The 12,472-nt window shown below is 67.0% G+C and carries 11 protein-coding genes; all 11 read right to left on the bottom strand.

The annotated features are described in order from the left end of the window. Window positions 1-52: 52 nt before the first annotated feature. The 11 genes from VG561_RS01225 to flgJ all read right to left on the bottom strand — a co-directional run bounded on the left by VG561_RS01225 (window position 53) and on the right by flgJ (window position 12,471). Complete coding sequence (locus VG561_RS01225) at window positions 53-685, bottom strand: response regulator (protein WP_032959406.1); 633 nt, start codon at window positions 683-685, stop codon at window positions 53-55. 92 nt (window positions 686-777) lie between these two features. Beyond that, window positions 778-1,356, bottom strand: a complete 579-nt coding sequence (locus VG561_RS01220) for a PilZ domain-containing protein (RefSeq protein ID WP_014647052.1) — start codon at window positions 1,354-1,356, stop codon at window positions 778-780. After that, window positions 1,353-1,646 (bottom strand): hypothetical protein, encoded by a 294-nt coding sequence (locus tag VG561_RS01215; protein WP_032959403.1) that lies wholly within the window; start codon window positions 1,644-1,646, stop codon window positions 1,353-1,355. The genes VG561_RS01220 and VG561_RS01215 overlap by 4 nt, the downstream gene beginning before the upstream one ends. Continuing rightward, window positions 1,643-2,059, bottom strand: a complete 417-nt coding sequence (gene fliS, locus VG561_RS01210; RefSeq protein ID WP_005416447.1) for a flagellar export chaperone FliS — start codon at window positions 2,057-2,059, stop codon at window positions 1,643-1,645. The genes VG561_RS01215 and fliS overlap by 4 nt, the downstream gene beginning before the upstream one ends. 128 nt (window positions 2,060-2,187) lie before the next feature. Then, on the bottom strand, window positions 2,188-3,603 hold the full coding sequence (gene fliD / locus VG561_RS01205) for a flagellar filament capping protein FliD (protein ID WP_014647054.1): 1,416 nt from the start codon (window positions 3,601-3,603) through the stop codon (window positions 2,188-2,190). A gap of 441 nt (window positions 3,604-4,044) precedes the next feature. Beyond that, entirely contained in the window at window positions 4,045-5,223 is a 1,179-nt protein-coding gene (locus tag VG561_RS01200) for a flagellin (RefSeq protein ID WP_014647055.1), read from the bottom strand. Between the two features lie 86 nt (window positions 5,224-5,309). Next, window positions 5,310-6,494, bottom strand: a complete 1,185-nt coding sequence (locus VG561_RS01195) for a flagellin (protein WP_005413266.1) — start codon at window positions 6,492-6,494, stop codon at window positions 5,310-5,312. 72 nt (window positions 6,495-6,566) lie between these two features. Beyond that, entirely contained in the window at window positions 6,567-7,784 is a 1,218-nt protein-coding gene (locus tag VG561_RS01190) for a flagellin (protein ID WP_032961916.1), read from the bottom strand. Between the two features lie 399 nt (window positions 7,785-8,183). After that, on the bottom strand, window positions 8,184-9,386 hold the full coding sequence (gene flgL / locus VG561_RS01185) for a flagellar hook-associated protein FlgL (RefSeq protein WP_014647057.1): 1,203 nt from the start codon (window positions 9,384-9,386) through the stop codon (window positions 8,184-8,186). Then, on the bottom strand, window positions 9,383-11,263 hold the full coding sequence (flgK, locus tag VG561_RS01180) for a flagellar hook-associated protein FlgK (RefSeq protein ID WP_423179290.1): 1,881 nt from the start codon (window positions 11,261-11,263) through the stop codon (window positions 9,383-9,385). The genes flgL and flgK overlap by 4 nt, the downstream gene beginning before the upstream one ends. An 8-nt stretch (window positions 11,264-11,271) precedes the next feature. Continuing rightward, entirely contained in the window at window positions 11,272-12,471 is a 1,200-nt protein-coding gene (gene flgJ, locus VG561_RS01175; RefSeq protein ID WP_014647059.1) for a flagellar assembly peptidoglycan hydrolase FlgJ, read from the bottom strand. Window position 12,472: the final 1 nt, after the last annotated feature.

The raw sequence follows: 12,472 nt of genomic DNA, 5'->3' as shown, positions 1-12,472 counted from the left end.
GCAGGGTCAGGTCCTTTTCCACGGGAAAGGGAGCTGACCCCGGGACCGGCGCTTACTCGAGCTCGTGCTGATGGCGCGCGGCCAGCAGCAGCAGGTCATTGGCGCGGCGGCAGCCCAGCGATTCCATCATCCGCGCGCGATGGGTTTCCACCGTCTTGACGCTGATGCCGAGATCGGCGGCGATTTCCTTGTTGCTCTCGCCCTTGCCGATGCGGCGCAGGATCTCGCGCTGGCGCGGTGAGAGCGCGGCGATGCCGGTGGGTTTCTCGCGGCCCAGCATCGGCGCCAGCATCTTGGCCGAGATCTGCGGGCTCAGGAACACCTGGCCGGCGTGCGCGGCGCGCAGTGCCAGTTCCAGTTCCTGCGGTGCGGCGTCCTTCACCACGAACCCGACCGCGCCACGATCCAGTGCATCGCGCACGTGGGCGGCATCGTCGTGCATGGTCATCATCACCACCCGGGTACCGGGGGCACGCAGGCGGATGTCGCTGAGCGCTTCCAGGCCGGTGCGGCCCGGCAGCGAGAGGTCCATCAGCACCACGTCCGGTGCGTGCTGCAGGGACAGCTGCAGTGCCTGTTCGGCGTTGCTGGCCTCGGCCACGAGCTGCACGTCGGCAAACCCCTGCAGCAGCCGCGCCAGGCCGGCGCGGACAAGGGTGTGATCGTCGACGATGAGAACTCGCACAGGCACGCAGCAGATCCGTGTAGGGGCATCCACCTTAACTTAGCTGAACGGGCGCGCCAAGGGTCGGCCGTATAGCGCCAAGGGGGCGGGTTTCAGCGTGCGCGGCGTGCCTCGGCCACCTGGCGGCGGTGCAGGCGGAACAGGTGCCGCTCCATCGCCATCTCCAGGCCATCGCCCAAACGCTGGAAGCGCAGCCACAGGAAGTGCCCGCCGCTACCGTCGGCGGCTTCTGCGACGACCTCCACCGGCAGGTCGATGTGGTCGGGCAGCCAGTCGCTGGGCTGCAGGCGCACCACGCCGGCCTGGCCGGGGCTTGCGCCACTGCGCGGGCCCAGCTGCAGGCGGATGCCACGGCGCGACCAGCGCACCGGGCGCAGGGTCAGCTCCTGGCCCTGCTGGCGCACCAGCCGGCCGAGCAGCACCATCGCCAGGTCCAGCTTGGCTTCCAAGCGCTGCAGCTGCAGGCTGGCTTCGTTGCGTTCGTCGTGCTCGTCGCCGCGGCTGTCCTCGACCAGTGCCAGGCTGCGCAGCAGGCCTTCGGCGCTGCTGGTGCGGCCGGCCGCGCTGCCCGCCTGGAACTCGGCCGGCAGGGCCAGTTCGCAGCTGAGCGTCTCGTCGAACAGCTCGCTTTCGGCCGGGTGATGCAGCGAGGTGGTCGGCAGCGAGGTCATGCCAGCGATTCTGCCTGCAGATAGGCATGCGCCGCGCGAAGGGAGCGCTGGCCGTCGTTCATCAGTGCGGCCACGGCATCACGGCGCTGGCGCAGCAGGCCGAGCAGACTCTGCTGGCGCTCGAACAGGGCGCTCAGCGGCGCGTGGTCCGCAGCGGTCAGCGGCTGGCTGAGCAGGGCGTGCAGGGTGCTGTCGTGGCCGTCGAGCAGGCTGTCTGCCTGGTCGAGGGATTCTTCGCCCAAGGCTCTCTCGAAGGCATCCAGCTGCGCATGCAGTTCCTGCAGGCTCATGGCGCCACCGCGGCCGGGCGGCGCTGTTCGTGCGGGATCGCATTCCAGGCGCTGTCGATCTCGCCCAGCAGCTGCAGCGATTCATCCAGCGCGGCACGGTCGTTGTGCAGGTTGGCCTCGGTCAGGCGCTGCAGCACGTAGTCGTACAGCGCCGACAGATTTCCGGCGATCTCGCCACCGGCCTCATGGTCCAGCGAGCCGTTGAGGTGGCCGACGATTGCGCAGACTTCGCCGATCGCCTTGCCCTTGCCGGCCTGGTCACCGCGTTCAAGGCTGGCCAGGGCGCGGCGCACGCGCTCCAGCGCGCCGGCCAGCAGCATCGCCACCAGCTTGTGTGGATCGGCATCGGCGACCGCACTGGTCACCCCCACCTGGCGGTACTGCTCGGCATATTGACGGCTGGAACCGTACATTCGTGATTCTCCTTGCGCGGGGTGCCGTCGGGTGATCGCGGGGACCGGTGCCGACGGCGCGGCGATGATTGCTGTTGCGTCCGTTATCGGTGCATTGCGCGGCAAACTTGAGTGCCGTGCATGTTCCGTCAGCGGTTCAACTGGGCCAGCTGCTGCTGCAGCGCGGTGTTGCTCTGCTGCAGCTTGCCCATCAGGCTGTCCAGCGCCAGGAACTGCTTCTTGTAGCGTTCTTCCACGCTCTTCATGCGCGTGTCGAGGTCCTTGCGGCGCTTGTCGATGTTGTCCAGCGTGGTGTTCAGGCCCTTGGTGCGGGCAACGAAGGCGCCTTCCTTGCCGACCGTGGTGCTGACATAGCCGTCGACCAGCGTGTACAGCTTGCCGGCACCGCCGGTATCACCGGTGATCGCCTGGCGCATCTTCTCCGGCTGGCTGGCCAGTGCGGCGGCGAACTTGGTGGTGTCCAGGATCAGCGTGCCGTCGGCATTGGGATAGCCACGGGTATCCAGGCCGATCGCCTTGGCATCGAGCTTGTCACCGGCCAGGTCCTTGAGCACGCTCGACATCACCGAGCGCAGCTGGCTGGTGGCGCCGCGCATCTGCGCATCGCCGGTCAGCGTGGAGGCTTCCTTGGTCTTGGCGTCGTACTTGGTTTCGGTGTTGATCGCCGCCAGTGCAGCGTTGTAGGCGGTGACGAACTCCTGCATCACCTTGGTGGCTGCCGCAGTGTCCGTGCTGATGGTCACCGTGCTGGTGCCCGGCATCTTCAGGTTCAGGGTCAGGCCCGGAACCGCATCGGCCACGGTGTTGCTGGCGCTGACGACCTTCACACCATCGATGGTCAGCTCGGCGTCGGCGGCGGCGGTGTTCTGCTTGAGGCTGTTGACCAGGCCGCCCAGTTTGGCGTCGCTGCCGGCGTATTCGAGCTTGATCGCGTTGGCGGCACCGGTCTTCTCCTGGGCGATCGACAGGTACTGGTTGTCGCCGGAGCTGATCAGGGTGGCCTGCACGCCTTCCTTGCGGCCGGCCGCATCGATCTTGTTGCGGATGGTGGTCAGCGTGTCGCCGTCCTCCACCTCCACGTTCATGGTCTTGGCCTTGTCGCCCACGCCAACGGTCAGCGTCAAGGTTCCGGCAGCAAACGTGTCGGTCTTGGGTACCGAGGTATCGGCGATCAGTTTGTGCGCTGTCGCCAGCGAGGTGACATTGACCACGTGCGTGCCGTTGGAGGCCGCAGCCTTGGTGGTGCCAACGTCATACAGCGCGACCGACGCCGTCAGGATCTCGTCGGTGCCCTTGTCGCCGCCCTTGCTGGCGGTCACCGTGCGCGTGTCGAACGCCGTGGTGGCCTTCAGTGCGGTCAGCGCCGTCTTCAGCTTGTCGAAGGCAGAGGTGATGGTGCCGATCGACGACAACTGCATCTTGGCCTTGGACTGCTGCAGGTTCAGCGCATTGTCGGCGGGCTTGCGGTCAGCTGCGACCAGCTGGTTGACGATGCTGGAAATATCCAGTCCCGAGCCAATGCCACCGTATCCAAAGTCTGCCACGTCGTTTCTCCTGGTATCCGGGCCCGGCCGTCGTGCGGTGGCCCGTCGTCAACGAAAATAGCGGCCTGCGCCGCTGGGTCTTGAGGACTTCGTCGATGCACGTGCCGTGCCAATCGCCTGGCGCGGGTTCTGGCACGCGGGTTGCAGGAGGGCTGGGGCAGGGTGCGGGTAGGATCACCGCGGGCTGCCGGGAGTCTGCAAAAAGCCCTCCCCCAATGCAGGGGAGGGATCAGGCTACTGACAATCGGGGGGAGACGAAGCCGCCCGGTACGTACAGTCAAAGGTACAGCGCTGAAAGAGAGGTCCGCAGGAGCGGGCGATGCCAAGCCGGTTCGGGAGTGATCCCGGGCCGGGCATGGCCCGCGCCTTCGTGCATCGTGGCTTCCCGGTTGCCGCTACCGTCGGTTCGACCCGACGGTAGCGGCGCCTTCTTGCCGTGGATCAGCGCAGCAGGCTGAGCACGCCCTGCGGCACCTGGTTGGCCTGGGCCAGCATGGCCGTACCGGCCTGCTGCAGGATCTGGGTGCGGGTCAGTTCGGCGGTTTCCTTGGCGAAGTCGGTGTCCTTGATGCGGCTGCGCGACGCCGACAGGTTTTCCGACGAGGTCTGCAGGTTGGCCACGACCGAGGTGAAGCGGTTCTGGATCGCACCGAGGTCGGCGCGGGTGCTGTTGATCGCACCCAGGGCCTTGTCGACCACTTCCAGCGCCTGCTGGGCGCCGAGCACGGTGCTCACGTCCAGCTTCTGCACGTTGGCCGAGGTATCGGTGCCGGCAGTGTAGGCGCCCGCAGCTGCCGCGGTGCCCCAGGTCTTGGCGGTCGCGTCGTAGTCGCTGCGCATCAGGGCGATATCGGCGGCGGCGACAGCCTTGCCTTCCTTCACCGAGCTCAGCTTCAGGGTGCCGTCGGCATTGGCTTCGGCGTAGATGCCGGCCTCGCCGATCTTGGCGTTGATGGCGGTGGCGACGGCCTTGGAGGCATCGGCCGTGGTGGCGCCGGCCTTCACTTCAACCGTGCCGATGTCCACGCCCATCACGGTGCCGGAGAAACGGGCGCCGTCGGTGCTGGCAGCCAGGGCAGCGGTCGCGCCGGTGGCGAAGGTCGAGGTGCCCAGCGAGCCCGCCTTGGCATCGATGGTCTTGTCGATGGCGATGGCCTGGCCGGCATTGGCGCCGACCTGGAACAGCTGGCTGGAGAAGGTGCCGTCCAGCAGCTTGGTGCCGTTGAAGTCCGACTGCTTGGCGACGCGGTCGATTTCCGAGACCAGCTGGGTCACTTCGGCCTGCAGCGCCTTGCGGTCGCTGGCCGAGTTGGTGGCGTTGGAGGCCTGCACCGACAGCTCGCGGACGCGCTGCAGGTTGTTGCCGATTTCGGTCAGCGAACCTTCGGCGACCTGGGCCAGCGAGATGCCGTCGTTGGCATTGCGGATGGCGACGTCGGTACCGCGGATCTGGGTGCCGAAGCGCTCGGAGATCGCCAGGCCGGCGGCGTCGTCCTTGGCGCTGTTGATGCGCGAACCGGAGGACAGGCGCTGGATGGTGGTAGCCAGCGAGCTGCCGCTGGTGCTCAGGTTGCGCTGAGCATTCAGGGACATCGTATTGGTGTTGATGACTTGTGCCATGGTGCTTTTCCTTTGGCGAAGGTGGAACGTGTTTCAGGATCCGGGCGCCGCGTCATGCGGCGCCCGGAGGTCGATCAGCGAGCGGATCAGCGCAGCAGGCTGAGCACGCCCTGCGGCACCTGGTTGGCCTGGGCCAGCATGGCCGTACCGGCCTGCTGCAGGATCTGGGTGCGGGTCAGTTCGGCGGTTTCCTTGGCGAAGTCGGTGTCCTTGATGCGGCTGCGGGACGCCGACAGGTTTTCCGACGAGGTCTGCAGGTTGGCCACGACCGAGGTGAAGCGGTTCTGGATCGCACCGAGGTCGGCGCGGGTGCTGTTGATCGCACCCAGGGCCTTGTCGACGATTTCCATCGCCTGCTGGGCACCCTTCACGGTGCTGACGTCCAGGTCGCTGGCGTACTTGGCGGCCGGCGCGGCCGTCGAGGCGGTGAAGGTGGGCGCGGTAGCGCCGGTCCAGGTGCCCGGGGTCGCGGTGATGGCCTTGAACGAGCCATCGGCGTTGACGCTGTCCTTGACCGAGGTCAGGGTCACGCCAGCGGTGCCGTTCACTTCCGCGAACACGCCGGTCTCGCCGATCTTGGCGTTGATCGCGGTCACCAGTGCTTCACGCGAGGCCTTGCCGGTGGCAGCGGCGTCGGCGCCCTGCTTGACCGAGACATCGGCAATGGCAACGCCATTGATCTGCAGGCCGCTGGTGCTGAAATCAGCGTTGGTGCCCGGGTCGGCCAGGGCCAGCGCGTTGGTGTCGAACTTGGCGCCGCCCAGGGCGTTGGCCTTGGCATCGATGGTCTTGTCGATGGCGATGGCCTGGCCGGCGTTGGCACCGACCTGGAACAGCTGGCTGGAGAACGAACCGTCCAGCAGCTTGGTGCCGTTGAAGTCCGACTGCTTGGCGACGCGGTCGATTTCCGAGACCAGCTGGGTCACTTCGGCCTGCAGCGCCTTGCGGTCGCTGGCCGAGTTGGTGGCGTTGGAGGCCTGCACCGACAGCTCGCGGACGCGCTGCAGGTTGTTGCCGATTTCGGTCAGCGAACCTTCGGCGACCTGGGCCAGCGAGATACCGTCGTTGGCATTGCGGATGGCGACGTCGGTACCGCGGATCTGCGTGCCGAAGCGCTCGGAGATCGCCAGGCCGGCGGCGTCGTCCTTGGCGCTGTTGATGCGCGAACCGGAGGACAGGCGCTGGATGGTGGTAGCCAGCGAGCTGCCGCTGGTGCTCAGGTTACGCTGAGCATTCAACGACATCGTATTGGTGTTGATGACTTGTGCCATGAGGAGAGGTCCTTGAGCGGTTGCACGTGAGTTGGGTTAGACGCCCCCGACGTGCCCCGGGGGCGGCTCATGTCAGCGCTGCAACAGGCTGAGCACGTTCTGCGGTACCTGGTTGGCCTGGGCCAGCATGGCCGTACCGGCCTGCTGCAGGATCTGGGTGCGGGTCAGTTCGGCGGTTTCCTTGGCGAAGTCGGTATCGCGGATGCGGCTGCGCGACGCGGACAGGTTCTCCGAGGAGGTCTGCAGGTTGGCCACCACCGAGGTGAAGCGGTTCTGGATCGCGCCGAGGTCGGCGCGGACGCTGTTGACCGATTCCAGGGCCTTGTCGACGATCGACATCGCCTTCTGTGCGCCTTCGGCGGTAGTGACGTTCAGGTCCTTGACGAAGCTGGCCGCTGCACCGGTCAGGGTGCCGCCGTTGGTGCTGGTCTCGGTCAGGCCCAGGCCGGCGAGGGTCGCGGCGGTGGCGCCGGCCGGCGGAGTCGCCGCGCTGACACCCAGCGCGAAGGTCTGGCCATCCTTGACCGAGGCCAGGCTGACGACGCCGGCATTGACCGAGGCAACCACGCCGGTTTCGCCCAGCTTGTTGTTGATCGCCGCGGCGGTGGCCGAGGTGATCGATTCGCCGGCCTTCACCGTGAAGTCGCTGATGGTGACCGTGGTGGCGGTGCCGCCCGGCGGGGTGACCGAGACCTGCAGGCCGGAGTAGGTGGTGTCGGCCGTCGCCTTGTCCACCGCCAGTGCGGTGCCGGTATAACCGTTGGCGAAGGTGGCCGCGCCCAGCGAATCGGCCTTGGCGTTGACCACGCTGTTGATGGCGATGGCCTGTCCGGCGTTGGCACCCACCTGGAACAGCTGGCTGGTGAAGCTGCCGTCCAGCAGCTTGGTGCCGTTGAAGTCGGCCTGCTTGGCGACGCGGTCGATCTCGCTGACCAGCTGGGTCACTTCAGCCTGCAGGGCCTTGCGGTCGCTGGCCGAGTTGGTGGCATTGGAGGCCTGCACACCCAGTTCGCGGATGCGCTGCAGGTTGTTGCCGACTTCGTTCAGCGAACCCTCGGCGACCTGGGCCAGCGAGATGCCGTCGTTGGCATTGCGGATGGCCACGTCCAGACCGCGGATCTGGGTGGTGAAGCGCTCGCTGATGGCCAGGCCGGCCGCGTCGTCCTTCGCGCTGTTGATGCGCAGGCCGGACGAGAGGCGCTGGATGGTGGTGGCGAGCGAGCTGCCGCTGGTGCTCAGGTTGCGCTGAGCGTTGAGCGACATCGTATTGGTGTTGATTACCTGTGCCATGGGGTCGTCTCCTCTTATATGGAACCCGTTGGTGAATGAAACGAAGCGCCGCCTGTTTTTTTGTGTGGCTGTGTGCTTCGCCGTTGCCAAATGAATAACGGCGCTTTGTCAACAACCTTTAGCCGTGAATTCCGTTGAAGCCAGAATTCGTTGCCTGAAGCTGTTTTCCCGGGGTTTTCAGCCCTGTTGCCAGGGTGGAAGCGGCCCCGGGAGGGGCGGTCGGGCAGGGCCTGACCAGCGCTGATGAAGGTATCGGCGGGGTCGGGCCGGGCTTGATGGAGAATCACGGAAGATCGGCCAGCGACGGCCAGGTGGCCGCGCAGCGGCGGGCAGGCGCGCAAACGAAAAAGGCCGCGATGCAGGGCATCGCGGCCTTTCGGGACTGACTCGGGCGGCGCGTCAGCGCAGCTTGTTGAACAGCGACATCGACTGCATCTGCGAGAAGATCGTCTGCGCCGCCTGCAGCGCGGTGCTCTGCAGCTGGTACTGGCTCAGCGCATCGGCGTAATCCAGGTCGCGCATCTGCGACAGCGTGGTCTTCAGGGTCACGCCATTGGCCTCGCGCATGTCGGCGGCATTGTCCAGCGCCTTCAACTGCGCACCGCCTGCGGCACGCGAATCGATCATCCGCTCGGAAGCGCGCGCCACGTCGCGCAGTGCGCTCTGCAGCTGGTTCTGCTGCGCAGTCATCTGCGCGGTGGTACCGGTGTCGGCACCCAGCGCCGCCACCAGGTTGTCCATGGTGGAGAAGATGTCGCGGCTGCTGGCGGCCTGTACGCTGAAGCTGTCACCCGCCGCCGGTGCGCCGGTGATGCGCAGGCGCACACCGTTCACTTCCAGATCGTCGCCGGCCTTGTAGGTGCCGGTTCCGGTCACGTTGCCCGCACCATCCACCACCTCGTACTGGTTGCCAGTGGTGAAGCGCACGCTGAAGCCCTGGCCGTTCCAGCTGTCGCTGCCGTCGCGGGTGATGTTGGTCAGCACGCCGTTGCCGGTGTTGCCGGCCGCGGCGCTGCCGTCGACGAAGCCATCGCCGGTGGGAATGCGCATGAAGATCTCGCTGCCGGGCAGCGCGTCCTTCACGTAGGTATCCGGACCGACTTCAACCTGGCGCTGGGTCTGGTCGCCACGGTAGACCACTTTGCCGTTGATCTTGGCAAACGGCGGGTCGCCGTCGTTGGTGCCACCGAACACGTAGCGGCCGGTGCCATCATCGGCGTTGGCCAGCGACAGCAGGCCGTCGCGGATCTGGTTGACCTCGGTGATCAGCGTCTTCTTGTCCGCCGCGCTCAGCGCCGGATTGCTGGCCTGGATGGTCAGATCGTTGACGCGTGCCATCAGGTCGTTGACCTGTGCCAGGGTGTTTTCCTGCACGCCCAGGCGGTTCTGCACGTTGCCGGCATTGAGCTTCATGCGGTCCAGTGCAGCCAGGCTGCGGTCAAGGCCGACCGCAGTGCCGGCGGCAACCGGATCGTCCTTGGCGCTGACGATCTTGCTGCCGGTGGCAATCTGCTGCTCCAGATGGCTGAGCTTGGCCTGCTTGGCCATCATCAGCGACACCGACTGGTTGAACATCATGCTGGTGGAGATGCGGCTGCTCATCGGCGGACGGCTCCCAGGATGGTCTGGAACATGCTGTCGGCGGTCGAGATCAGCTGCGAGGCTGCCTGGTAGGCCTGCTGCAGGCGCAGCATGTCCGCCGCTTCCTCGTCCAGGTTCACGCCGGAGACTTCGTCGCGGGCTTCCTGCGCCTTGTCATTGATCACCAGCTGCGCGTCGAGCGAGTACTCGGCCGAGCGGGCGGCGGCGCCGACCTGGGTGGTCAGGCCACCCAGCGCGCCGTTCAGTGTCACCGTTCCGGCGTTGAACGCCTTCGCGCTTTCCACCTTGGCCAGCTTCGACGCGTTGCTGTTGTCCGACGAACCGGCCGGGGTCGGGGTGATGTTGAAGGTATCGCCCACCTTCGGTGCACCGTCCAGCACGAAGCTCCAGCCGTTGGCGCTGATGGTCTGGCCGGGCGTGTAGGTCTGCGGCGGCCCACCGTCGATGGTGTAGGTGGTGGCCGAGGTGAACACGATCGCCGACGGATTGCGCAGGTTGGCGTTGGTCGAATCGGTGACGGTGACACCGCTCAGCTTGCCGGTACCGGTGTTGGCGGTGGCGGCCGCGCCCTTCACCGCTGCAGCGGCGGCGATGCGCGACGGATCGGTGATTGCCACTTCCATGCTGCCGGCCACGCCCGCGGTCGGCTGCAGCAGGAAGCGGTCATTTGCAGCCGGCGTACCGCCGACGACCAGCTTGACGCCGTTGATCACCAGCGGATCGGCGGCGGTGCCGGTGCCGGTCAGCGGGATGCTGGCGCCGGTGTCGGCGCGGCTGGCCTTCCAGTTGGTGCCATCGAACTGCAGCACCACGTTCTGCGCGTCCAGCTTGCCCAGGTCGCCGTAGGTTGCGCTGAGGCTGGCGGTGCCGGTATTGCTGTTGTTGCCGGTGACGCGCGGGTTGCCGATGGTGAAGAAGTCCCCGCCCAGCTGGCCATACAGGTCCACACCCTGGTGGTGCGCCTGGTTGAAGCTCTCGGCCAGGCCCACCGCCAGCTTGCCCAGTTCAGCCTGGGCAGGGGTCAGCACGGTGTCGCGGAATTCCAGCAGGCCACCGATCTGGCCGCCGACCGCCTTCGGGTCGAGGCGGATGGTGTTGCCCTGGGTCTCCAGCGCCAACTGCAGGCGCTCGGGCTGGTACGGGCCGGCCACGGTGGTGACCTTGGTCGCCGTGGTACCCACCACCAGCGCGTTGCCGCCGGCGGTGTAGACATTCATGATGCCGCCGTCCTGGATCACCGCCGTGCCACCGGTGTAGCCGATCAGCTGGGTGATCAGCTGGTCGCGGCGGTCGAGCAGATCGGGTGCGGCAGAGGCGATGTTGGTGCCGATGGCGCCGTTGATCTGCGCGATTTCCTGCGCCAGGCGGTTGACCTCGGTGGCACCGGCCAGCAGGCCGTTGTTGACCTCGCTGTTGAGGTTGTTCAAGTGCGTGTTGAGCTGCACGAAGCGGTTGGCCAAGGCCTTGCCGCCGTCGAGCATGTTCTGGCGGTCGGCGGTGCCGGCCGCGTTGGACGACAGGCCACTGACCGAATCGAAGAAGTTCGACCAGACGCCGGCCACATTGGTGGCCGCATCGGAGAACAGCGCGTTGACCCGGTCGGCCATGCCCGAAAGCTGTTTCAGGCGCGCCAGTTCACCGCTGCTGTCGAGCAGGCGCGAGATCGCCAGCTGGTCGGCCGTGCGGCGGATGTCAGTGATCCGGGTGCCGTTGCCGACCGTGCCATAGCCGTAGTTCTGCGGGTCGGCGGTAGCGAAATTGACCTTCTGCCGGCTGTAGCCGGGCGTATTGAGGTTGGCCACGTTGTGGCTGGTGGTCGCCAACGCACGCTGGAAGGCGAGCAGGGCACCGGTACCGGTGGAAAGTACGCTGGACATGGGGTTCCTCAACGACGGGTGATACCCAGCGCCGCGGTCGCGGTGCTGGCGAAGGTCTGGCCAAGGCGCGCGCCGGCGTCGGTCACGGCCGCTACGGCACGCTCGATGGTCGGGCCGCCGGCGATCGCGGCGATCTTGGCCGCATAGCGCGGGTCGGTGGCATAGCCGGCGCGCTGCAGGCCACGGGCGAAGCCCTGCACGTCGGTGCCGGCCTGCAGGGCCTGCTGGTAGCGCGGGCTGGTCTTCAGCAGGCGCACGTAGTCGGCGAAGCTTTCGGCCGGCGAGCTGTAGGCGCGGAAGCTGGCGGTTTCGTTGCGGCGTACGCCATCCACGTATTCGTGGGTGCCGGCTTCAACGCGCTGGCCGCTCCAGCCGGTGGCCTTGATGCCGAACAGATTGTGCGAGGTACTGCCGTCGGACTGGCGGATGTGGCGCTTGCCCCAGCCGGTTTCCAACGCGGCCTGGGCGACCAGCGCACGGGCATCCACGCCCAGTTCCCTGGCCGCGCTCTGCGCGTGCTGCCAGATGCTGGCGACGAAACCTTCCGGCGTGTGCGGCCCCAGCTGAGCGACGGCGGTGCGGGTAGCCATCGCATCGGCCTGGCTCATGGCCGTACCGCGGTTGCTGGCCGTCGCCGACCACTGGTCGTTGTTGGTGGACCAGTCCTCGCCCTGCAGGTTGCCGATGTACGGATCCTCGGTGCCCAGCGAGCGGTGCAGGCTGCTGCTTTCGCGACCGGCGATCAGGTCCAGTGCCTGTTCCATCGGTGCCAGCGCGGCCTGCGCGCCGTGCTGTGCGCCGGCCGCCATCTGCTGCAGCATGCGCACGGCCTGGCTGCCATCTTCCAACGGCAGCGACGGTGCCGGCTTGTCCGGCGCGTTGAGCTGGTAGGCGCGGCTGGCCTTGGCCGGATCCACGCGGGTATCCAGCGCGGGGCCGTCGGCGGCCTGGCCGGACAGCTGGCGGCTGATCATGCCGGACAGGCCCAGCCCCTTGCCGCGGGTCATCGCCTCGGCGATCTTCTGGTCGTACATGTCGCGGAACATCTTGTTCTCGCCGGGAAACAGCGAGTCGCCGAAACTGGCATCACGCATGCTCTTGACCAGCATCTGTGCGAACTGGCCTTCCAGCTGGCGTGCGACCTTGTCGATCTTCGCCGGGTCGTTCTGCTGCGCCGGGTGCAGGTCGAATGCGGGATTGATGCGCATG

Origin of the sequence: Stenotrophomonas sp. CASM110, assembly GCF_049384345.1 — a bacterium.
Taxonomy (GTDB): Bacteria; Pseudomonadota; Gammaproteobacteria; order Xanthomonadales; family Xanthomonadaceae; genus Stenotrophomonas; species Stenotrophomonas muris.
Note: the sequence above shows the minus strand (reverse complement) of the source record. Positions and strands in the feature narration are given on the sequence as shown.

Coding starts and splice junctions, on each gene's coding strand:
- VG561_RS01220 (WP_014647052.1), bottom strand. CDS start 1,356: ATGACCTCGCTGCCGACCACCTCGCTGCATCACCCGGCCGAAAGCGAG.
- flgK (WP_423179290.1), bottom strand. CDS start 11,263: ATGTCCAGCGTACTTTCCACCGGTACCGGTGCCCTGCTCGCCTTCCAG.
- VG561_RS01190 (WP_032961916.1), bottom strand. CDS start 7,784: ATGGCACAGGTAATCAACACCAATACGATGTCGCTCAACGCTCAGCGC.
- fliS (WP_005416447.1), bottom strand. CDS start 2,059: ATGTACGGTTCCAGCCGTCAATATGCCGAGCAGTACCGCCAGGTGGGG.
- VG561_RS01195 (WP_005413266.1), bottom strand. CDS start 6,494: ATGGCACAAGTCATCAACACCAATACGATGTCGTTGAATGCTCAGCGT.
- flgL (WP_014647057.1), bottom strand. CDS start 9,386: ATGAGCAGCCGCATCTCCACCAGCATGATGTTCAACCAGTCGGTGTCG.
- VG561_RS01215 (WP_032959403.1), bottom strand. CDS start 1,646: ATGAGCCTGCAGGAACTGCATGCGCAGCTGGATGCCTTCGAGAGAGCC.
- flgJ (WP_014647059.1), bottom strand. CDS start 12,471: ATGCGCATCAATCCCGCATTCGACCTGCACCCGGCGCAGCAGAACGAC.
- VG561_RS01200 (WP_014647055.1), bottom strand. CDS start 5,223: ATGGCACAAGTCATCAACACCAATACGATGTCCCTGAATGCTCAGCGC.